This is a genomic window from Streptococcus ruminicola, from assembly GCF_011387195.1.
Taxonomy (GTDB): Bacteria; Bacillota; Bacilli; order Lactobacillales; family Streptococcaceae; genus Streptococcus; species Streptococcus ruminicola.
Window position 1 is genome coordinate 307,811 of sequence record NZ_CP046919.1, and the last position, 20,427, is coordinate 328,237.

The following is a 20,427-nucleotide window of genomic DNA, read 5'->3' on the forward strand; positions in this document are numbered from 1 at the left end:
AAAATTTCCAAACTCTTTTTCATTCTCTCACCCCACCAACTCACTGATATCATTAATCACTTTGGCATTCATGGTGTTAAGGTTTTGAATGTCTTCTTGGCTGTATGGGAAGGTGTTTAGCAAAATGCCATCCATGCCTGCTGCTTGTGCGATTGCCATGTCGCTGGTGAAGTCATTGCCGACCATGACGGTTTCTTTAGGGTCAAGTTGATTTTCCTTCAGGACAAGGTTCATAAAGTCAACCTGCGGTTTCTTCATTTTATGGTCTGATGAGATGTAAATCTTATCCAAAAATTCTCTGCATCCTGTCATTTCAATCTCTGCTTGGGTAAATGCACGCTGAGCATTTGAAAGTAAAATGACCGTAGCTCCTGCTTCTTTTAATGTTTTCAAAGTGGCTAGCGTATTTTCGTAAGCTTGCAATTTTTTGCGCGACAGCATTCTAAAGGTCTGAGCAATCAGATTTCCCCAAGTTTCCAAATCAAGAATGATACTATCTGTCGCATGTTTTTGCGGCGCTTCTAACATGAGTTCGATAAAGACATGAACCAAATCAACTTCGACATGTTCTAGTTTTAGTCGCTTACGCAACTGCTCTTCTTGGCGTTTAATCAAAGCATCATAATGTGTCTTTAGAGCTGGTCCAGTATAATCAGCTCCATAAGCACGATAAAGTTCTGCCATTTGCGCCCATAATTGGGGATTTTTCTCATCAGTCTCAATATCAACCAAGGTACCGTAAAAATCAAAAATATAGTTTTTATACTGCAAATTTGCCATTTGTCCTCACCTAAAAATCTTATGATTACGTTTACAAGGGCTATTATAGAGGAAAATGTGGCATTTGACCAGCCTTAATCACAAAAAAACAGCCAACCATTTTGAAAAATGATTAGCTGACTTTTTTATCATGAACGAAAAGCATCCAAAATGATTTTGAATTCATCGTTTGTAAGTGTCACACCTTTGCCCATCTTGCTGTGATCTGGGCTCCAAGAGCGAATATCAAATTTCGGTTCAGCACCGTTAAAGCTGACACGGTTCAATTCTTTTGTCCATCCTTTATCGCTTTCTGATAGGGTAAGCAAGTGTTCAACGATTTCAAATTTAAATTCTGACATATTTATCTCCTCCTACTTAATATATTCGTAAAAAAATTTCTAAACTTTTGATTATTTATTTTTTTTCTTAAAAGGTGTATAATCATTTTATCAATTTTTAGGATAAATGACTATGAAAAATATTATTAAGCAATTTAAAAAACAAGCGCAAGCTTACATTGACTTTCGAGCGCCACAGACAAGTGAGATTAATTTAAAAGCTAATAAAATCATTACCATCATCAAGGAAGCCCAAAACAAGCATCTTGCCCTTCATGCCATTTATGAGGACGAAAGTTTCACAGGGGATTTGGTCAAATACGATGCTAAAAATGGCAAGCTCATTTTGAAGAACTTTCAAAAAAACATTTCAACCATTATTCCTATTGATGACATCAAGCGTCTAAGCTTAGTGCCGCCGACAGTTAGAAAATCTCAGTTGCAAAATCTCAACAAAAAATGAACGACCTAAACACAAATGTTTATCAGTCGTTCATTTTTTTATTATTACTGCATTAATTATGCACGAACGGTTTTGCTTGAACCGTCTGTTTTATAAAGGTTGACTAAACCTTCTTTACAAGCACGAATCATATCACCAGGCTGAACAGCTTGTGGGACAGTGATTGTTAGTAATTCCATTGGATTTGGAGCGCGGTCGATTTTATTTCCATCAGCATCGTGCAAGTCTTTGATTGTTGTTTCAAAGTGACGAAGACCTGGTCCATAAAATTCGACTTTGTCTCCTTCGAGGATAACGTTACGTTGACGGATAGTTGCTGTCATTGTTGATTCATCAAAGGCAACAACTTCTCCGACAAATTTATATTGTGGTATTTTACGACGAGCGCCAAAGAGTTGCTCGTTTTCTGTTGGTGTTTTGTAGTAGAAACCAGTTGCCAATTCACGTTGAGCAACTTTCCAAAGCTCATCAAGCAATTCGCCTTTGATGGCTTCGAATTTTGCTGGGCTTTCTAGGTAAGCATCAACAGCTGCTCGGTAGCAGTTTGTAACTGTTGACACGTAGTGAATTGATTTCATACGACCTTCAATCTTGAAGCTATCTACACCATTGTCAATCAAATCTGGTAAGTGTTCAATCATACACATGTCAACTGATGACATTGAAAATGGTTCTGGAATTTCACCTTCAAGACTTTTACGTTCCTGACCAAATGGCATATCGTAAAGGTCATATTTCCAACGGCAAGATTGTGAGCATCCACCGCGGTTAGCATCACGGTGACTCATGTGGTTTGAAAGGACACAACGTCCTGAATAACCGATACACATTGCCCCGTGAACGAAGGCTTCAATTTCAAGTGATGTGTGTTTGCGGATTTCTGCAATTTCAGCAACCCCAACTTCACGCGCCAAAACAACACGTGATACACCAACTTCTTCCCAGAAAGCGAATGCTTCATAGTTAGTTGTAGAAGCTTGTGTAGACACATGGACTTCTAAACCTGGTGCTTCTGTTAAACAAATTGTAATCATGGCTGGGTCTGATACGATAACTGCATCTAATCCCATATCACGAAGTTGACGGAACCACTCTCCTGCACCAACTTCGTTTCCTTCGTGAGTAACCATGTTTGCTGCGACGTGGACACGAGCGCCACGAGCGTGAGCGTAATTAATACCTTCTTGCAATTCTTCCATAGTGAAGTTACCAGCACGGCTACGAAGACCGAATTGTTGACCACCTACGAAGACTGCATCTGCTCCGTAATCTACAGCGACTTTTAATTTTTCAAGAGTTCCAGCAGGTGCTAAAACCTCTGGACGTTTAAAATTATTTTTTGACATTATAATCTTCCTATTTTCAAGATAGTAAAAATGATTTTTGATAAACGCTAAGCTTTATCCATTTAACTGTGTAATCCTGCTTATCATGCCCTGAAATAGTAACTCAATCATGATAAACAGCTATTTGCGTGAGCCTTATTTGACTTCTTCTGGATCAAATTCGTAGAATCCAGTTCCAAGTGTACGACCTTTTGGATGCAATTTACGGATTTCTTCATCAAACAAGAAAGCTTGATCTGATGTGAATTCACCAGCTTCCATCAAGGCTTTTGTTTTCACAAAGATTTTTGCGATTTCAACAAAATCATGACCTGGGCAATAAATACCATCTAATTTCCAGTGTGTAAAGTTATGTTCAACCAACTCAGTTATTTTTGGCATCATATCAAGGTCGTCAGTATCAAAGATGTGTGTACCGTGCTTGTCTTCGTAAATTGAATAGTGTGAGTCTTTGTTACTTGGTTCAGCAAGGAAAAGACCACGTTCACGTGTTTTTTCATCATCAATGTGTGTAAAATTATAGTAATTTTGCAACAACGGACGTTTTGAATGATGAATAACAGTTGCTCCGTAAACAAGTACTTCAGCTGGGTAGCGAAGATTTTCAGACATTTGGAACAACTCTGCTGATGGGATTTCACGCGCAAGAACTGTTTCACTTGCTCCGTGGTCACCCCAGAAGTTTACTTGACGACTTGATGTCACGAAAACTGAAGCATCGTAAATCATCTTGAAATTGTAGCCTTCAACTTTATTGACGTGGAAAAGACCAGCATCGCATGCCACAACATAATCCACTTTGATTTCTTTCAAGAAATCTAGATAAGTACGAATGGCATTAATCATGTCTTGGTGCAACAAAGCATTACATGCAACACTCAATTCTTTACCAGCAGCATGAACCAATTCAGCAATTTCACGAAGTTCATCATAAGAGAAATTGTGCGGTAAACGCAAACCATAATTTTCTTCACCCACATAAATGCGGTCAACACCTGCATCTAAGAGCTCTTTAACCTGCTCAATAGATTCAGCTGTCGCAGTAATAATTATTTTTTCCATAACGTTTTAATTATACCACTCCTATAACAATTCGTCACTCAGATCTCCTCAGAATCCTTTTGTTATAGCTTTCTAAAGTATTTTAATCTAGCTTCAGAATGAGCAAAACTTTATGAGAGGAGAGACTCAAAAAGAAATCCTCATTTTGAAACAAAAAAGAGGAACAACTATTTTAAACATATTTTTAACAAAGAGTCAAGAGCCTTTTTTAAAAAAAGGTGACAAATATATTAATTTATGGTATGATATCAGTTGAAATAGAGGAGAGGGATTATGCCAACACCGTTAAAGCAACATAAAGACCTTGAAGAACAAGAACAACATCTTCAGGTAGATGATACCCCTAAATTTTACGAATTTCAGGAAATTAATCACAGAAGCGCTAAGCTCAAGGAACTCATGTTCTTTGCCCGTATCGCTTTATTTGCTATTTCCACTGTTGTGGTATCTTTCTTTTTACTTGTCTTGAATCTGGCGCCAATCTGGGCTTTCTTGTTTGCCTCTCTTATCAGCCTAGCCATTACGTCAGCTGTTTCAAGCATTATTTGGTCATTAAGACATTGATAAACAAAACTCCCATTGCTGGGAGTTTTTTAATACGAAAAAAGCGGCCCTTTGGACCGCCTTTTTATTATGCTTTAGTATCTTCTTCTGATTTTTCAGGTTCAACTTTTGGTTCTTCAGAAGGTGTTTCATCTTCTTTTGCTGTGTAATCAATGATAATATCATCAACTTCAGCTTCCACATCTTCTTTGACATCTTCTGCTTTATCAGCAACATCATCAACGACATCAGATACTTTTGATGTTAATTCTGATACTTTTTCAGTCGCATAGTCAGCAGCTGCTTGACCTTTTTCTTTAACAATTTCAAGAAATTCATCAGTTGTTAGTTCGCCTGATTCAAATTTTTCTTTGTAATCGTTAAAAGTGTCTACTGCTAAGTCAGTGTATTCTGTTGCCTTATCTTTAGCTTTTTGATGGTATTCAGAAGGATTTTCTTTGTAAGCTTGATATGCTTTACTTGCTTTTTTCTGTAATTCTTTACCTTTTTCAGTAGATAGGAAATAAGCTGCGGCTGCACCTGAGGCAACACCAATAATCACATTTCTCAATAATTTACTCATGCTCTTTCTCCTTTTTTAATAGTTTTGAGGCAACTTTACCGACAGCATAAGCTGCACTAGCTTTACCAACATTTGATGTCGCTTGAGTGGCTTTTTGAGAGAGACGACGCGCTTGCGCATTCAAATCAGAAACTGATTCTGAAAGGTCTGCTACTGCGACAAACAAAGGATCAATCGTTGATACTTTGCCATTGACATCTTCTACTAAAACGTTAGCTTTAGCGAGGATTTCATTGGCTTGGTGAAGCGAGACATTCACATCACTTGTCAACACTTTAATCGTTTCTTTTGACTCCTCAATAGTCTCATTAACAACATCAACTGTTTTATATAGTTTAACACCAATTGGTATAAAAACGCCAACCATAACTGCAAAAGCGATGGCAAAAATTAACAAAGCTACTTCTAACATCTTATCTCCTATCTCCTAAGCACTTATTCCTGATAATAAGGAATATCTTTTTGGTTTCTTCTCCAAACGATCAAGACAATTCCAAGAAGAATTAATACGGCTGACAACCATTGTGACACTCGCATACCTAAGAACATCAAACTATCTGTTCGCATGCCTTCAATCACAAAGCGTCCGCAACCATACCAAATCAAATAAAAGAACGTCACTTCTCCTTGTTTTAGAAAACGTGGACGGTGTCTCACACTCATGATAATGATAAACCCAAGCAAGTTCCACATTGACTCGTATAAAAAGGTCGGAACGCGGTAACTACCGTCGATATACATTTGATTTTTAATGAAATCAGGCAAGTAGTCAAGACTCTTAACAGCTTTACCATAAGCTTCTTGATTGATAAAGTTTCCCCAGCGCCCAATAGCTTGCGCAATCATCACACCAGGAGCAGCGATATCCAAGAAATCAAGTGGATTAATGGCACGATAATAAGAAAAGACAAAGAGAACAATGGCTCCCGTCAGCAAACCACCATAAATGGCTAGACCACCATGCCATACTGCAAAAATCTCAGTCCAAGGCTGACTAGCGTAATAGTCAAAATCAAATATCACATAATAAAGACGAGCCCCGATAATCGCTATTGGAAAAGCAATTAAAATAAAATCTAAAATATCATCTGGAATAATCTTACGTCGTGGTGCTTCCTTCATAGCTAAATAAACTGCTAGAAGCATACCAGAAACAATGAAAAGCGCATACCAGCGAATGGCAAAGGGACCAAATTGAATCGCGATTGGATTAATCATTGGTTCCCCTCATTCTTTGTAATGAGTTGGGTCAAGCGTTCTTCAAAAGTCTTCGTCGCATCAAATCCCATTTGTTTGGCACGATAATTCATGGCAGCTGCCTCAATGACAACTGACATGTTTCGACCAGTTTGAACCGGAATACGTAGACGTGGAATTTTGACTCCTGACAACTCAAGCTCTTCATTACCATTTCCAAGACGGTCAAAGACTTTTCCTGACTCATAATTTTCAAGGTAAATGGCCAATTGAACTTGTGATGAATCCTTAACAGCACTTGCACCGTATAGGCTCATAACGTCGATAATCCCGACTCCGCGAATTTCTAGCAAATGACGAAGAATCTCAGCTGGTTCACCCCAAAGAGTTTCTTCATCTTTAGCAAAAACATCCACACGGTCATCAGCTACCAAACGGTGACCACGTTTAACCAACTCAAGACCTGTTTCACTTTTACCAATACCAGAGTCTCCTTGAATCAAGACACCCATGCCGTAGATGTCCATTAAGACACCATGAACACTTGTACGTTCTGCCAAACAAGAATCAAGATACCATGACATTTCACCAGACAAACGACTAGTTGGAACGTGACTTTGCAAAATCGCAATGCCTTTTTCCTTAGCAGCGCTAATCATTTCCTCTGGAATAGCCAAATTACGCGCCACGATAATGGCTGGTGTTTCTGGCTTAATCATTTCTCTTAGGACATGACGACGGTTGTGTGAGGTCATTTTCGTTAGATATGACCATTCTTTCATCCCTAAAAGCTGCAAACGCTCTGGTGAATAATAATCAAAATAGCCAGTCATTTCAAGACCTGGACGTGAAATATCTGACGTTGTAATCTCTTTTGATAATAAGTCATCATCACCGTAGATAACATCAAGTTTTACCTTGTCGACTAACATTTTTACAGTAACTGACATGTCTCATACCATGAACTTTTTACAAAAAATGTAAAATGAATTGAAAACGATAAAAATAGGCTTTTCTTATAACAAGTCCATTTTCACTAAAGTAACAATTCTGTTCAATCCTTTTCCTCTTTTTTCATTATTATATCACAATCAGCCTAAAAAGTAAGCGCTCACGCAAGCTTTTGAAAATTAATTATTAGCTTTTCCAAGTACACGTAAAAAGGCTTGAGACTTTTCCCAAACCTTTTCTTGTTTCATAGACTAGGATAAGTTCCTGTTATACTTATCTAGACATTTTTGATTGCAACATTAAAAACTCTATTTGTCAGTGATTACCAGAACCAGCCGTCATTGTCGTCATCATCGTCGACAACTTCAGCATCCTTTCTTCGACGTGGCCCCGTACCATAGTTGTCACGATCGAGATCTTCTTTGTAAGGAAGAAAAATTGCTAAGAGGATGTAAAGCAAAATGCCAAAGCCATAAAAGTACATTAGCAATGCTGCTAGGACACGTGTCAAAGGCAAGTCCCAGCCAAACTTATCAGCAATTCCGGCGCAAACACCACAAACCAGTTTATTCTTTCGCTGTTTATAAAGAGCTGATTTCATCTTTATCCCTTCCTTCTTTTCTCACTATAATGATTATACCTAATTACTTTACAAATAAAATCAGCCTTACGACTGATTTTATAATTAGAAAGTCTGTTTCTGATAGTTCTCTAAGTTTCTAGACTTTTGATTTCTAAGAGTTTGCCATGACAGCGGCCGCAACGGTATTTTTTGGTATTGACACGGCGTTTTCTACGATACTCTTGCCCGCACTTTTGACAACGATAGTAATGATAATGCTTCTCACTTGCTATCGCAGGGGCGTAGCGAAGCCCATCAACCTTTTGAAGTAATTCTTTAAAATCTGCGTCAGCGTGTTTGTAACCTTTTCCTTCAAAATAAAGATGATAATGGCAAAGCTCATGACGAACAATCTTTCGAAAGGTATCCAGTCCAAACACCTCAAGGATTTTTGGATTAAAATCTAGATGCCCATCAGCTGGGAAAAAGCGTCCGCCAGTTGTCCTGAGACGAGTGTTCCAGATAGCTGTATGTCGGAAGGCTTTTCCAAAATCTTCTTGTGAAACTTCTCTGACGTAATTAGTTAAGTTCACGTAAATCTACCAAAGAAAGGTTAATTTTGCCACGCTCTTTATCGATTTTTGAAACCCACACTGTGACCACATCACCAACAGAAACCACTTGGCTAGGATGTTTGACAAAAGATTTGCTCATTTGTGAAATGTGAATCAAGCCATCATCGTGAAGACCGATATCAACAAAGGCACCAAAATCGACCACATTTCGAACAGTCCCTTCTAATTTTTGTCCGATTTCAAGGTCAGAAATATCAAGCACATCTTGGCGAAGGACAGGTGCTTCAAAATCATCACGCAAATCACGACCTGGTTTTAAGAGATCAGCAATAATATCTTTCAGCGTTTCTTGACCTAGGCTGATTGTTTCAGCCATATCTTTTACAGACACTGCTTGAAGTTTTGCCTTAGCAGAATCATCCAAATCAGTGATATCAAGTTCTTTCAGCAAGCGTTCAACGGCTTTATATGACTCAGGGTGAACACCTGTATTATCAAGAATGTTTTCAGCACCTGGAATGCGTAAGAAACCTGCTGCTTGTTCAAAAGCTTTAGCTCCCAAACGTGGCACTTTCTTGATTTCTTCACGAGAAGTGATACGACCGTGTTCATCACGGTATTTAACGATATTTTCTGAAATAGTTTTATTTAGTCCTGATACATGTGACAAGAGTGCTGGACTTGCTGTGTTAATATTCACTCCGACTTGGTTAACCACGGTATCAACAACGAAATCTAGGTTTTCAGCCAATTTTTTCTGGCTTACATCGTGCTGGTATTGGCCGACACCAATTGATTTTGGATCGATTTTAACCAATTCTGCCAAAGGGTCTTGAAGACGACGAGCAATAGAAATGGCAGAACGTTTTTCAACCGTCAAGTCTGGGAACTCATGACGAGCAAGCTCAGAAGCAGAGTAAACAGAAGCTCCGCTTTCATTGACAATAACATAAGAAACGTCTGGAAAATCTTTCAAGACTTGCGCTACGAATGCTTCACTTTCACGACTAGCTGTTCCATTTCCGATAGCGATAATTTCAATGCCATAGCTAGAAATGAGCTCAGCTAAATCTTTTTTAGACTGTTCGATTTTGGCTTGGCTAGCAGGTGCAACTGGGTAAATCACTTGTGTTGTCATGAGTTTACCCGTTTGGTCAACCACGGCTAGCTTGGCTCCTGTACGAAAGGCAGGGTCAAAACCAAGAACCATCTTACCTTTTAACGGTGATACTAAAAGCAAGTTGCGAAGATTTTCTGAGAAGAGCTCGATAGCCCCATCTTCAGCACTTTCTGTCAATTCACTGTGAATACGGCGTTCCATAGCAGGAACGATTTTTTTCTTAATAGTTTTTGAGATGACATCGTCGATATAAGCATTTCTATTTTTAAAACGTGAAGCCATGAAGCGAATCATTTTATCAGTATTATGGTCAAAACCAACTTTTAAAATGCCTAATTTTTCACCACGATTAAGAGCTAAAATGCGGTAGCCTTGCATTTTAGAAACTTTTTCTGAGAAATCATAATAGATTTGGAACGTTTTTTTATCATCAGCAGTTTCATCTTTAACGCTCGAAACAACAGAACTATATGACCAGATTTCATTGTAAACCCATGAGCGAAGGCGATTGTCTTCTGAGAAAGATTCAATCAAGATTTCACAAGCTCCTGCGATAGCTTTATCAGCTGTTTCAAACCCATCACAAATAAAAGCTTGAGCTTCTTTTTCAAGCGAAGCTTTATTTTGCAAAATCAGGCGTGCTAGGGGAAATAGCCCTGCTTCTCTGGCAATGGTTGCTTTAGTACGACGTTTTTCTTTGTAAGGAAGGTAAAGTTCTTCAACGTCAGCCAATTTTTCAGCTGCCTCAATTGCTTTTTTGAGCTCAGCTGTTAATTTTCCTTGTTCTTCAATTTTACTTAATACCGTTGCTTTGCGTTCAGCTAAAGCTGTCATGCTTTTATCCAAATCAATGATAGCCTTAATTTGAACTTCATCCAAATTACCAGTCATTTCTTTACGATAACGAGCGATGAAAGGAATGGTATTTCCTTCGCTTGTCAACTCGAGAACTTTGGCAATTTGGTTCTCTTTAATTGTTAATTCTTGAGCAATTTTATGTATATTTTCATTTTTCATAGCCTTTCTATTATATCAAAAAAACTCTTAAAGCTGGGATTTTTACTGATTCTTTTGATGATTTTCAACTTAACTTTTACCGAATTTTATCAAATTCTATCTTATAAATATCCGCTTAGCTTTTGCTGATTTTTTCAAATGATAGTATAATAACTGGTGACTATATTTAGAAAAGAGGTGTCCATCTTATGGCAATCACTCACAAACGTCAGGACGATTTAGAATCAATGTTTGCAAACTTTGCAAGTTTTCCAAAAGTCTCTAGTGACCCTGAAAAAGAAAAGGAAAGTAAGGATAAAAACGATAAGAAAGCGACTCATTAAGTTTTATGGACATTTTTAATCACTTACCAGCAAGTGTCTTACAATGGTTTGCGATTTTTATCTCAATTATCATTGAGGCCTTGCCTTTTGTTTTGCTTGGAACGATTTTATCTGGTTTTATCGAGGTTTACGTGACACCTGATTTGGTGCAACGTTACCTCCCTAAAAATAAATTCCTACGAATTCTCTTTGGAACCTTCGTTGGTTTTATTTTCCCTTCCTGTGAATGTGGGATTATTCCTATCATCACGCGCTTTCTAGAGAAAAAAGTTCCTAGCTACACTGCTGTTCCCTTTCTAGCCACAGCACCGATTATCAACCCTATCGTGCTTTTTGCAACATACTCAGCCTTTGGAAATAGCTGGCGCTTCTTGTGGTTGCGACTTCTTGGTGCTGTTGTTGTTGCTATCACGCTTGGAATTATGCTTGGTTTTGTGGTTGATGACAATATTTTAAAAGAAGATATGGCGCCTTGTCATTTTCACAATTACTCTGGTGAACCTTGGTATCGCAAGATTTTCCTCGTTTTAGCACATGCTATCGATGAATTATTCGACACTGGGCGTTATCTGGTCTTTGGGTCTTTGGTAGCTTCGGCTATGCAGATTTATTTGCCAACCCATATCCTAACCAAAATCGGTGGAAATGCCTTAACAGCCATTCTAGTGATGATGCTGTTAGCCTTCATCTTGTCACTTTGTAGTGAAGCCGACGCCTTTATAGGTGCTTCACTTCTCTCAAGTTTTGGGACTGCACCAGTCCTTGCCTTTCTTTTGATTGGTCCAATGGTGGATATCAAAAATCTCATGATGATGCTCAATTCCTTTAAGAAACGTTTTATCGTGCAATTTATTAGCGTTTCTGCTGGGATGATTATCCTTTACTGTCTACTTGTGGGGGTGATTGGATGATTCGATTTTTAATTCTTGCTGGTTATTTTGAATTAACCATGTACTTACAAATTTCTGGAAAATTAAATCAGTACATCAATAACCACTACGCTTACCTAGCATATATTTCCATGGTGCTGTCATTTGTTCTAGCTATCGTACAATTAGTTATCTGGGTTAAAGATTTGAAAATGCACAGCCATTTGCATGGAAAATTGGCGAAAATCACCAGTCCAATGATTCTGGTTATTCCAGTACTTATCGGACTTTTAGTTCCAACAGTAACCTTAGATTCTACAACGGTCTCTGCCAAGGGGTACCACTTCCCGCTTGCTGCAGGGTCAACTGGAACAGTCAGCGAAGATGGCACACGTGTCCAATACCTAAAACCAGATACCAGCCTTTATTTCACTTCTGCGGCTTACGATAAGGAAATGCGAAAAGAAATGAAAAAATACAAAGGTTCTGGTGATTTGACCATTACAACCGATAATTACATGGAAATCATGGAGCTCATCTACCTTTATCCTGATGAATTTTCTGGACGTAATATCACTTATACTGGCTTTGTCTACAATGAACCAGGTCACGATGGTTATCAATTCCTTTTCCGTTTTGGTATCATTCACTGTATTGCCGATTCAGGTGTCTACGGGCTTTTAACAACTGGCAATGCTACTAGCTATCCTAACAACACATGGATTACGGCAACTGGTACTATTAGTCTTGAGTACGATAAGACTTTGGAACAAAACTTACCAGTTCTACACATTTCTAAGATTAAAGAAACAGATGCCCCTGATAATCCTTACGTTTATCGCGTCTTTTAGATAATAAAACGCCCACCAGCCTAATAAACTGGTGGGTATTTTTTAGTTATTTTTCTTATAAGCAAAAGCTAGTCTAACTATGTTAAACAAGGTAAAGATTCCCCAAACCATCATGATTTGCCACTTAGCTTCTGCAAGATAAATCAGCGTTAAGACAAGCGTCGATGAGGTCAAGAGAATTGTCGATAAATGTGCTTTTACGAAATCAAGCATTTCCTTAAATAATCCCTTCTAGGAGACCACGGATAAAGTCTTCAGAGTCAAATTCACCGATATCATCAATCTTTTCACCAAATCCAATGAATTTAACTGGGATATCAAGTTCTTGGCGGATAGCTAGAACAACACCACCTTTGGCAGTTCCATCGATTTTAGTCAAGATGAGTCCTGTTAATGGTGTGATTTTTGAGAATTCTTTTGCTTGGCTAAGAGCATTTTGACCTGTTGAGGCATCAAGGGCAAGAAGGGTTTCGTGCGGAGCATCTGGTACCACGCGCTTAATGATTCGACCAATTTTTTCAAGCTCTGCCATCAAATTATCTTTGTTTTGCAAACGACCTGCAGTATCAATCAACAGAACGTCAACATTTTCAGCGACAGCTCTTTCCATACCATCAAAGACCACTGAAGCTGGGTCTGCTTTTTCTGGTCCCATCACAACTGGGACATCAACACGTCGTCCCCATTCAGCAAGCTGAGCAACGGCACCAGCACGGAAAGTATCAGCCGCAACAAGCATGACTTTCTTGCCTTCATTTTTGTATTTATAAGCAAGCTTACCGATTGATGTTGTTTTACCAACTCCGTTGACTCCGACAAAGAGCATAACAGTCAAACCATCTTGAAAATTGATTTGTTCGTTAAAGACACCATCTTTTTCATAGATTTCAACCAATTTTTCAATGATGACACGTTTCAAATCATCAGCTTTCTTAGCGTTTTCAAGCTTAGCTTCATAACGCAAGTCTTCTGTCAATTGTGTAGCCACATTAACACCGACATCGGACAAGATAAGCATTTCTTCTAATTCTTCAAAGAAATCTTCATCCACACGACGGAAATTCGCTAGAAAGGCATTCAAACGTGCGCTAAATCCTGTGCGTGTCTTTTTAAGACTGCGATTGTATTTTTCTTCTTCAGTCTCAACAGGTGCATTAACTGGCTCTACTGACTCTTCTTTTACGTCTTCTTTTTTTGTTTCAACAGCTTCAAATTCAACTGTTTCACCACGGTCTAAAGCCTCTTTGGCTGCTTCTTTTTTAGCATAATAATCTGCCATGACTCCTGAAAAATCAGCTTCAGCTGCTTCCTTAGTTTCTTCTAGCTGGCTAGCTTCTTCAGAAACTGGAGTTACTTCACTTTCAATCACGTCTTCTGCTTGAGCTTGAACGGCAGCTGGTTCTGCTACTTCTTTACTCTCATCAGCAGAAGTTTCTTCAAGTGCCTGAGCAGTTTCTTGTCCTTCAATCTGCTCTTTTGTATCCTTTTTCTTTCCAAATAAACGATCAAATAATCCCATATTAAGCTACCAAGAGAACATACTGTCCTCTTATCCTTTCTACTTAGCTTCTAAAATGTATTTTTTAACAGCTTCTGCGACGCCAGACTCATCATTGGTACGACTTGTCACAACATCTGCTGTTTCTTTTGCGATTGCAACACCATTTGCCATAGCAACACCTAACCCAGCCCATTTTAACATGGAAAGGTCGTTTTCTTCATCACCCATAGCCATGACATTTTCTGATGATAAGCCTAGGTGTCTTACCAATTGATTTAATCCAGCAGCTTTATGAACACCTTTAGGCATCATTTCTACTATAATATCACGTGATTTAAAAATTTCAAAATGTTGATGTAACTCTTTTGGTAATTTTAAGAGTTGTTGGTCCAAAAATTCTGGTTTTGTGACACTAACCACCTTGTTGTAAATCACATTTTCAGGAATATCAGCAAAGCTATCAACCGTTACAAAGTCAAGGGTTGGATTTGCCTGCGGGTAATGCGAAACATTGCCACGACAAGCAAGACTGTAGACAATACCATCACTAAGCACATCAAATGGTAGAGCTAAGGGCTCTAGATGATTATACAAGAGTTTTAACTGTGAGCGAGTCAACTCACTTTTATCCAAAATCTCCCCATTTGTCTTTTGAACCAAGCCACCATTAAAAGTAATCAGATAGTCCTCATCAGAAATTAAGTCTAATTCTTCAAGCAAACCACTGATAGCTTTTAGTGGTCGTCCTGTCGTGATAACCACTTTGACGCCCATATCACGCGCGGCTCTAAGAGCTAATTTATTTTCTCGTGTGACAACTTTTTGGCTGTTAAAGAGTGTGCCGTCTAGGTCCAAGGCTAATAACTTGATATCTGCCATTAATCAACTAATCCTTCCATATAAGTCATCACAGACTCTTCGTCACAATGTCCGATAATTTCACTAGAAATCTCCTTGATTTCTTGACGAGCATTTTGGGTTGCAACTGCTCTTCCAGCAAATTCAAGCATTTCATAGTCATTGAGGTTATCTCCAAATGCGACAACTTCAGCAGCTGATAAACCATAAGAGTCACAAAGTGCCTCAAGACCTGTTCTTTTGTTGACATCAGAAAGAATGATGTCGATTGATTTAAAACCTGTTGTTACTGCTTTAACAAAATCAATGCGCTGGTTGAACCAAGCTTCACCTTTTCGAACCGTATCTTCTGCAAAGTTAGCTGTCACTTTCAAGATATTGTCAGTAACATTTGCTAGATTGTCAACACGTTGCACATTTTCATAGTAATGACTGATAAATTCAAGGTATTCATCACTGGCTTTAGGATGCAAATAAGCACCTTTTTCACCAGATAGTAAAAAATCATAACCAGTCATATAAGGACTTTCAATTAAGGTATCAGTAATCTCTAAAAATTGTGGTTTCGTTAAGCCAGATTCAAAGACTGTCTTTTCACCAACTTTAACAAGTGTTCCATTTTCAGCAATAAAAGCCATTTTATCAGCATGTGGCGCAAACATTTTTTCCAAAGCAAGCATTGAACGCCCACTAGCTGCCACAAATAACATATCGTTCTTTTCAAATTTTTCGAGGACATTATGGAGGCGTTGATTATCGTAATAACCTTTACTAGTCAAGAAAGTGCCATCCATATCTGTCGCTACAAGTTTTACCATTTTTCTCTCCCTCAATATTACATAATTCTATTCTAGCAAAAAACGCTAACTTTTTCCTGCTAATAATCTATTCTTTTCGACTTGTCGCTAGCAAAAATTTTTTTAAATTTTTTTTGAAAAAAACTAAGTTTTAAAAATTTTTTTCGAATAGATTATTTAGAAGAATATTTAAAGGGGTAAACGATGATGAAAAAAACAAATCGCGCTTTCTGGATTTCTGGCTTATTGGTACTGACTGTGTGTGGAGGAGCTTTGGCTCTCAATCAGCATTCGCAACACAAGCAAACAAGTGCTACAACTACTCACCTTCACCGCAGCACTAAGGGCAAGAGCACTTCATCTTCTGCTAAGAAAAAAGAAGTTGACAAGCGCCATGATTTATTTCAACTGCCAAATGAAAAAAAGATTACGAACAATTTAGTCAAAGACGGGAAAAATATCGTTGATTCTAGACAAGTTAGCAAAGAAGCTAGTCACTTTGACTTTGCTGCGCTAGCTCAGGGCGATTTTTCAAGTCTTGCTGGAACTTGGCAGGATGCTAACGGCTTTACTTTCGAATTTTCTCCAGAGGGCATTGTCTCAGAAAATGGTAGATTAACTTTGTCAGCTCTCGCTTACGATGATAAAGGCGAAGCGGTTTCTCAAGTCTCTTCTCAAAGAGGTGGTGGTTTCATCTTGTACTACTATGCTGCTGGTAATCAAATTCCAAATTGGCATTTTGATATCACTGACTCTGACCCATCAGACTATGGGCGTGATCGTCTTTTTGCCACACAACTCAGCCGTTTCGACTACGAATCAACACAACAATTCGTAAACAGCGTCTTTTACAAAGTTTCTAACAACTACAGCAAAGTCTCACAAACCGAATCTAAGTCAGCAGAAACGCCAGAAGAAAACACTAATCAAAACTTGCAAAATGACGAAACTACAACAGATGAACAAGCTTCTGACACACACGAAAATGCTCAAAATGATGTGACAACTGAAGAATAACAAACAAAAAGCCCAGCTATTGCTAGGCTTTTAATGATTATTCCACAAGATTTTCAGCATCTTTCAGCTTAACTGATACGATGCGTGAAATTCCTGATTCTTGCATAGTTACTCCGTAAATGCTGTCAGCTGCTGCCATTGTTCCCTTACGGTGAGTGACAACAATGAACTGACTTGATTTATCAAAGCGATTGAGGTAGTCACCAAAGCGTTTGACATTTGCCTCATCAAGCGCTGCTTCCACCTCATCAAGAATAACAAATGGGATGGTTTTAACACGAATAATGGCAAATAGCAAAGCTAAAGCTGATAGAGCTTTTTCCCCACCTGACATCAAATTCAACGATTGAATTTTCTTACCTGGTGGTTGGACAGAAATCTCAACTCCTGCTGTCAGCAAGTCACCTTCTGTCAATGACAAATCAGCAGAACCACCACCAAACATTTGCGTGAAGGTTTGCTTGAAGGATTCTCGAATAGCGTTGAATGTCACTTGGAAGCGTGATTTCACTTCATCATCCATCTCGTTAATGGTATCAAGTAGAAGATTCTTAGAATGAACCAAATCTTCTTTTTGACCATTTAAGAAAGTCAAACGATTATTGACTTCATCGTATTGAGCAATAGCATCCAAGTTGATTGGACCTAATGCCTTGATACGGCGGCGCAAATCTTGCAGGCGTTCGCGAGCAATAGCCATATCTTCCACAACCTGACTAGCTTCTTTGGCTTCAGCCAAGGTCATGTGATAATCTTCTGTCAAATCATGTGTGAAGCCACGCAAACGTTCTGAGACTTGAGCAACTTGGGCTTCAACTTGGACTTGTTTGCGGATTAATTCTTCATTTTTTTGATTTTCTTTGGCAACTTGTTCTTCGAGTTCTTCAAGATTAGCTTCACAATCTTCCAGTTCAAAACGAAGGCTAACCAAACGTTCTTCTTCGCTTGCTTTTCTTGTCACAGCTTCGTCATGTTGTTTTTTCAGAAGTGGCAAGTTTTCAATTTCTTGATCACTCGCATGAAAGGCAAGTAAATCTTCACATTTTGCCATTTCTGTTTTATTTTCGGCTAAACTGATATCAAGACGTGTTTTGTTGGCAGATTCAAATTTGCGTTCGCTGAGAAGTTCACGCTCTTGAAGTTTTGCTTGTGACAAGTCTTGACGAAGTTGTTCAACTTTTTGCGTAATGGCATTTTTATTTTCTTTGATTTGGTCAATCTGGCTTGTCAACTCTTGCTTACGTTCAGCAACTTTTGTTAACTCAGCTTCAAAGTGAGCTTTTTGAGATTCCAAATCATTTGAACTACTATCAGTCTCACTTTCTTGAAGTTGTTTGCAAAGTTGCTTAACATCGTTCAAGCGTTCAGCCAATTGTTGGTATTCCAATTCAGCTTTTTGTTCCGCAAAACGAGCTTCTTCACCTTGAGCTTTCAAGCTAGCTAATTCTTCTTTGTTAGCTAGTAAGGTTTCGTGAAGATTTTGAACCAATTTTTCTTGTGCGACTTGTTTTTCTTGAAGGTCATTTAATTCAGCCACAAGATTGTCTAATTCTGGTTTGATAAATGTGGTGTTATTTTGACGATTAGCACCACCTGAGAATGACCCACCAGGGCGAATCTCAGTACCATCCAAAGCTACCAAACGCACTTGATAATGCAACGCACGCGCAGCTTTATTAGCATTATCAACCGTATCAAAAACAGCTGTCACACCAAGAAGGTTTTGGAAAATATTGTCCAAGCGTTTATCAAATGATACCAAGTCGCTTGCCACACCAAGGAAGCCTTGACTAGAAGACAAAATAGCTTGATTTTGTTGTGATAAATGACGCGCTTTGATAGTCGTCAGTGGCAAGAAAGTGGCACGTCCTTGACGATTTTTCTTCAAGAAAGCAATTGAGCGTTTAGCAGCTGCCTCATCTTCAACAATCACATGTTGGCTTGAGCCGCCAAGAGCGATTTCAAGGGCCGTTTGATATTTACGGTCAAAGCTTAAATGCTCACTCACAGCACCAATGATGCCACCAAGTTGGCTAGAAGCTTGCAAGACAGATTTGACACCTGCGTAGAAATTACTGTGGTTTCTAAGGATAGATTCAAGACTAGACTTACGAGCTTGCTTAGATTTAATGACATCTAATTGGTCAAACATTTTTGTCTGCTCAGCTTGATAATCCTTTTCAAGTTGACTTGTCTTAACAAATAACTCCTGATAAGCGTCTAGAAGCTCTTTAACTTGTTTGCGTGCGGCTTCAAAGCTTTCAAGAGCATCTTTAGCATCCGTTTTTAACGCTTCCAAGTTAGCCTGTGTCTGTGCTAATTCTTCAGATTTTGATTCTGATAATTGTTTTTGATTATCAATATCAGCTTGTGTCATGGTTAACTTGTTAGACAAATCAGCTTCTTCTTGCATCAAGCTAACAAATTCTTCACGTAATTTTTCAATGACTTGATCTGGGTCAGTTGAAAAGCGATCCAATTCAGCTTGTAATTTTTGAATTCTTGCTGTAGTTTCGGTCAATTCGTCATCTAATTTTGCGAGCTGATTTTTTTTTTGTGCTAATTCTTCTCGCAAGCTCTCCTGACTAGCCTTAAGCTCAGCCAATTGGCTAGTAGCCGCTTGTTTTTTCTCTTCTTTTTGGCTTGATTCTAAGGCAATCAAATCCATTTGGCGTTCAAGGTCAGAAATAGCTTTTGTAATATCCACCAAGCCAGCTTGTTTTGTCGCCATTTCTTCAGACAATTGGTGACGTTTAGCTTTTAAGGCTTGATTTTGTTTTTCAAATTGCTGGCGCTGTTCATAATAAGCTGACAAGTCTGACTTGATGCTAGCCAAATCTTCTTTTAAGCTATCCAAACGCGCTTTGTCAGTTTGAATATCTTCTACCAAGACATTCAAGTGAAGTTGCTTGCGCTCATCTTCCAAACCAATAAACTCCTTAGCAACTTGTGCTTGGCGCTCCAAAGGTTTCACTTGAGCTTCCAGTTCGTAGATAATGTCATCAAGGCGGTCCAAGTTATCTTGGGTTTGATTGAGCTTAGTTTGTGTTTCTTTTTTACGTGTCTTGTATTTTAAAACACCTGCAGCTTCTTCAAAAATCGCACGACGTTCTTCTGGTTTACTGTTGAAAATCTCTTCAACGCGACCTTGCGAAATGACTGAGAAAGAATCACGACCAAGACCTGTATCCATAAATAAATCATGAATATCACGCAAACGCACCTTGCGACCATCAATCAAGTACTCGCTATCGCCATTTCGGTAAATATGGCGTTCTACACGAATTGTCTCTTTAGCATCTTTGATAAAGCCATCTGAATTATCTAAGCTAACAACAACTTGAGCATAGTTCAATGGTTTGCGGTTTTCAGCTCCAGCAAAAATCACATCTGGCATCTTACCACCACGTAAATTTTTAGCAGAAGATTCCCCAAGTGCCCAACGTAAACTTTCGGTAATGTTAGATTTACCAGAACCATTTGGACCTACAACGGCTGTAACTCCCTTATCAAATTCAATTGTCGTCTTGTCTGCAAAGGACTTAAAGCCCTGCATTTCAATTTCTTTTAAATACATAAAATGAGAGATGAAAAGGCAAAGACCTTCCCGAGCTAACAACTAAGAAGAGCTTAACAGACCTTCTTATCGTCTTCTAGGCTACGTCAAACACGTATCATATGACCTAGGCAGG

22 protein-coding genes are annotated in these 20,427 nt (G+C 38.6%); 6 read left to right on the forward strand and 16 right to left on the reverse strand.

The features are described 5' to 3' along the window. Nucleotides 1–27: 27 nt before the first annotated feature. A complete protein-coding gene (locus tag GPZ88_RS01635; protein ID WP_166043146.1) occupies nt 28–780 on the reverse strand; it encodes an HAD family hydrolase in 753 nt (250 codons plus the stop codon). 128 nt (nt 781–908) lie between these two features. Continuing rightward, the gene (locus GPZ88_RS01640) at nt 909–1,121 is read right to left on the reverse strand and encodes a YdbC family protein (protein ID WP_014335080.1); all 213 of its coding nucleotides are present in this window, start codon (nt 1,119–1,121) and stop codon (nt 909–911) included. Between the two features lie 112 nt (nt 1,122–1,233). Between GPZ88_RS01640 and GPZ88_RS01645 the strand changes: the two genes are divergently transcribed. Further along, the gene (locus tag GPZ88_RS01645) at nt 1,234–1,563 is read left to right on the forward strand and encodes a hypothetical protein (protein WP_166043148.1); all 330 of its coding nucleotides are present in this window, start codon (nt 1,234–1,236) and stop codon (nt 1,561–1,563) included. Between the two features lie 56 nt (nt 1,564–1,619). Here GPZ88_RS01645 and GPZ88_RS01650 read toward each other — a convergent pair whose 3' ends face one another. Continuing rightward, nucleotides 1,620–2,909 (reverse strand): peptidase U32 family protein, encoded by a 1,290-nt coding sequence (locus GPZ88_RS01650; RefSeq protein WP_166043150.1) that lies wholly within the window; start codon nt 2,907–2,909, stop codon nt 1,620–1,622. A 135-nt stretch (nt 2,910–3,044) separates the two neighbouring features. After that, nucleotides 3,045–3,971 (reverse strand): peptidase U32 family protein, encoded by a 927-nt coding sequence (locus GPZ88_RS01655; RefSeq protein ID WP_166043151.1) that lies wholly within the window; start codon nt 3,969–3,971, stop codon nt 3,045–3,047. Between the two features lie 273 nt (nt 3,972–4,244). Here GPZ88_RS01655 and GPZ88_RS01660 point away from each other — a divergent pair, with 273 nt between their 5' ends. Beyond that, entirely contained in the window at nt 4,245–4,535 is a 291-nt protein-coding gene (locus GPZ88_RS01660; protein ID WP_014335084.1) for a DUF3270 domain-containing protein, read from the forward strand. A 67-nt stretch (nt 4,536–4,602) separates the two neighbouring features. Here the strand turns inward: GPZ88_RS01660 and GPZ88_RS01665 are convergent, their stop codons facing one another. The 7 genes from GPZ88_RS01665 to GPZ88_RS01695 form a co-directional block, all read right to left on the reverse strand. Further along, on the reverse strand, nt 4,603–5,097 hold the full coding sequence (locus GPZ88_RS01665) for a YtxH domain-containing protein (RefSeq protein WP_158914276.1): 495 nt from the start codon (nt 5,095–5,097) through the stop codon (nt 4,603–4,605). After that, nucleotides 5,090–5,509 (reverse strand): DUF948 domain-containing protein, encoded by a 420-nt coding sequence (locus GPZ88_RS01670; RefSeq protein ID WP_014335086.1) that lies wholly within the window; start codon nt 5,507–5,509, stop codon nt 5,090–5,092. The genes GPZ88_RS01665 and GPZ88_RS01670 overlap by 8 nt, the downstream gene beginning before the upstream one ends. A 23-nt stretch (nt 5,510–5,532) precedes the next feature. Then, the gene (gene lgt, locus GPZ88_RS01675) at nt 5,533–6,315 is read right to left on the reverse strand and encodes a prolipoprotein diacylglyceryl transferase (RefSeq protein WP_074564134.1); all 783 of its coding nucleotides are present in this window, start codon (nt 6,313–6,315) and stop codon (nt 5,533–5,535) included. Continuing rightward, nucleotides 6,312–7,244, reverse strand: coding sequence for an HPr(Ser) kinase/phosphatase (gene hprK / locus GPZ88_RS01680; RefSeq protein ID WP_020917207.1), 933 nt, complete (start codon nt 7,242–7,244; stop codon nt 6,312–6,314). The genes lgt and hprK overlap by 4 nt, the downstream gene beginning before the upstream one ends. Nucleotides 7,245–7,567: 323 nt before the next feature. After that, nucleotides 7,568–7,846 (reverse strand): PspC domain-containing protein, encoded by a 279-nt coding sequence (locus tag GPZ88_RS01685; RefSeq protein WP_166043153.1) that lies wholly within the window; start codon nt 7,844–7,846, stop codon nt 7,568–7,570. 110 nt (nt 7,847–7,956) lie between these two features. Further along, nucleotides 7,957–8,400: a SprT family protein gene (locus tag GPZ88_RS01690; RefSeq protein WP_166043155.1), complete on the reverse strand. Its 444-nt coding sequence runs from the start codon at nt 8,398–8,400 to the stop codon at nt 7,957–7,959. Next, the gene (locus GPZ88_RS01695) at nt 8,387–10,519 is read right to left on the reverse strand and encodes a Tex family protein (protein WP_166043157.1); all 2,133 of its coding nucleotides are present in this window, start codon (nt 10,517–10,519) and stop codon (nt 8,387–8,389) included. Before GPZ88_RS01695 ends, GPZ88_RS01690 begins: the two co-directional genes overlap by 14 nt. A 188-nt stretch (nt 10,520–10,707) precedes the next feature. Here GPZ88_RS01695 and GPZ88_RS01700 point away from each other — a divergent pair, with 188 nt between their 5' ends. From GPZ88_RS01700 to GPZ88_RS01710, 3 genes are read left to right on the forward strand one after another with little or no spacing between them, the layout of a single operon-like run. Beyond that, a complete protein-coding gene (locus GPZ88_RS01700; RefSeq protein WP_006532749.1) occupies nt 10,708–10,842 on the forward strand; it encodes an SPJ_0845 family protein in 135 nt (44 codons plus the stop codon). 5 nt (nt 10,843–10,847) lie between these two features. Beyond that, nucleotides 10,848–11,753, forward strand: a complete 906-nt coding sequence (locus GPZ88_RS01705) for a permease (RefSeq protein WP_006532750.1) — start codon at nt 10,848–10,850, stop codon at nt 11,751–11,753. Next, on the forward strand, nt 11,750–12,562 hold the full coding sequence (locus tag GPZ88_RS01710) for a TIGR03943 family putative permease subunit (protein ID WP_074564140.1): 813 nt from the start codon (nt 11,750–11,752) through the stop codon (nt 12,560–12,562). Before GPZ88_RS01705 ends, GPZ88_RS01710 begins: the two co-directional genes overlap by 4 nt. A 42-nt stretch (nt 12,563–12,604) precedes the next feature. On the opposite strand, the gene GPZ88_RS01715 is transcribed toward GPZ88_RS01710, so the two are convergent. The 4 genes from GPZ88_RS01715 to GPZ88_RS01730 are packed head-to-tail and all read right to left on the reverse strand — an operon-like array spanning nt 12,605 to nt 15,739. Further along, complete coding sequence (locus GPZ88_RS01715) at nt 12,605–12,775, reverse strand: cytochrome O ubiquinol oxidase (protein WP_166043159.1); 171 nt, start codon at nt 12,773–12,775, stop codon at nt 12,605–12,607. Between the two features lie 4 nt (nt 12,776–12,779). Continuing rightward, nucleotides 12,780–14,081, reverse strand: coding sequence for a signal recognition particle-docking protein FtsY (gene ftsY, locus GPZ88_RS01720; RefSeq protein WP_166043161.1), 1,302 nt, complete (start codon nt 14,079–14,081; stop codon nt 12,780–12,782). Between the two features lie 39 nt (nt 14,082–14,120). Further along, nucleotides 14,121–14,942 (reverse strand): Cof-type HAD-IIB family hydrolase, encoded by an 822-nt coding sequence (locus tag GPZ88_RS01725; RefSeq protein WP_166043163.1) that lies wholly within the window; start codon nt 14,940–14,942, stop codon nt 14,121–14,123. After that, entirely contained in the window at nt 14,942–15,739 is a 798-nt protein-coding gene (locus tag GPZ88_RS01730; protein ID WP_166043165.1) for a Cof-type HAD-IIB family hydrolase, read from the reverse strand. Before GPZ88_RS01730 ends, GPZ88_RS01725 begins: the two co-directional genes overlap by 1 nt. A gap of 183 nt (nt 15,740–15,922) precedes the next feature. Between GPZ88_RS01730 and GPZ88_RS01735 the strand changes: the two genes are divergently transcribed. Next, complete coding sequence (locus GPZ88_RS01735) at nt 15,923–16,735, forward strand: DUF6287 domain-containing protein (protein WP_206282132.1); 813 nt, start codon at nt 15,923–15,925, stop codon at nt 16,733–16,735. 37 nt (nt 16,736–16,772) lie between these two features. On the opposite strand, the gene smc is transcribed toward GPZ88_RS01735, so the two are convergent. Further along, nucleotides 16,773–20,312, reverse strand: a complete 3,540-nt coding sequence (gene smc, locus GPZ88_RS01740; protein ID WP_166043167.1) for a chromosome segregation protein SMC — start codon at nt 20,310–20,312, stop codon at nt 16,773–16,775. Nucleotides 20,313–20,427 lie beyond the last annotated feature (115 nt).

What these genes read in the sequence shown, in the direction of transcription:
- GPZ88_RS01635 (WP_166043146.1), bottom strand. Translation starts at nt 780, where the DNA reads ATGGCAAATTTGCAGTATAAAAACTATATTTTTGATTTTTACGGTACC.
- GPZ88_RS01640 (WP_014335080.1), bottom strand. Translation starts at nt 1,121, where the DNA reads ATGTCAGAATTTAAATTTGAAATCGTTGAACACTTGCTTACCCTATCA.
- GPZ88_RS01645 (WP_166043148.1), top strand. Translation starts at nt 1,234, where the DNA reads ATGAAAAATATTATTAAGCAATTTAAAAAACAAGCGCAAGCTTACATT.
- GPZ88_RS01650 (WP_166043150.1), bottom strand. Translation starts at nt 2,909, where the DNA reads ATGTCAAAAAATAATTTTAAACGTCCAGAGGTTTTAGCACCTGCTGGA.
- GPZ88_RS01655 (WP_166043151.1), bottom strand. Translation starts at nt 3,971, where the DNA reads ATGGAAAAAATAATTATTACTGCGACAGCTGAATCTATTGAGCAGGTT.
- GPZ88_RS01660 (WP_014335084.1), top strand. Translation starts at nt 4,245, where the DNA reads ATGCCAACACCGTTAAAGCAACATAAAGACCTTGAAGAACAAGAACAA.
- GPZ88_RS01665 (WP_158914276.1), bottom strand. Translation starts at nt 5,097, where the DNA reads ATGAGTAAATTATTGAGAAATGTGATTATTGGTGTTGCCTCAGGTGCA.
- GPZ88_RS01670 (WP_014335086.1), bottom strand. Translation starts at nt 5,509, where the DNA reads ATGTTAGAAGTAGCTTTGTTAATTTTTGCCATCGCTTTTGCAGTTATG.
- lgt (WP_074564134.1), bottom strand. Translation starts at nt 6,315, where the DNA reads ATGATTAATCCAATCGCGATTCAATTTGGTCCCTTTGCCATTCGCTGG.
- hprK (WP_020917207.1), bottom strand. Translation starts at nt 7,244, where the DNA reads ATGTCAGTTACTGTAAAAATGTTAGTCGACAAGGTAAAACTTGATGTT.
- GPZ88_RS01685 (WP_166043153.1), bottom strand. Translation starts at nt 7,846, where the DNA reads ATGAAATCAGCTCTTTATAAACAGCGAAAGAATAAACTGGTTTGTGGT.
- GPZ88_RS01695 (WP_166043157.1), bottom strand. Translation starts at nt 10,519, where the DNA reads ATGAAAAATGAAAATATACATAAAATTGCTCAAGAATTAACAATTAAA.
- GPZ88_RS01700 (WP_006532749.1), top strand. Translation starts at nt 10,708, where the DNA reads ATGGCAATCACTCACAAACGTCAGGACGATTTAGAATCAATGTTTGCA.
- GPZ88_RS01705 (WP_006532750.1), top strand. Translation starts at nt 10,848, where the DNA reads ATGGACATTTTTAATCACTTACCAGCAAGTGTCTTACAATGGTTTGCG.
- GPZ88_RS01710 (WP_074564140.1), top strand. Translation starts at nt 11,750, where the DNA reads ATGATTCGATTTTTAATTCTTGCTGGTTATTTTGAATTAACCATGTAC.
- GPZ88_RS01715 (WP_166043159.1), bottom strand. Translation starts at nt 12,775, where the DNA reads ATGCTTGATTTCGTAAAAGCACATTTATCGACAATTCTCTTGACCTCA.
- ftsY (WP_166043161.1), bottom strand. Translation starts at nt 14,081, where the DNA reads ATGGGATTATTTGATCGTTTATTTGGAAAGAAAAAGGATACAAAAGAG.
- GPZ88_RS01725 (WP_166043163.1), bottom strand. Translation starts at nt 14,942, where the DNA reads ATGGCAGATATCAAGTTATTAGCCTTGGACCTAGACGGCACACTCTTT.
- GPZ88_RS01730 (WP_166043165.1), bottom strand. Translation starts at nt 15,739, where the DNA reads ATGGTAAAACTTGTAGCGACAGATATGGATGGCACTTTCTTGACTAGT.
- GPZ88_RS01735 (WP_206282132.1), top strand. Translation starts at nt 15,923, where the DNA reads ATGATGAAAAAAACAAATCGCGCTTTCTGGATTTCTGGCTTATTGGTA.
- smc (WP_166043167.1), bottom strand. Translation starts at nt 20,312, where the DNA reads ATGTATTTAAAAGAAATTGAAATGCAGGGCTTTAAGTCCTTTGCAGAC.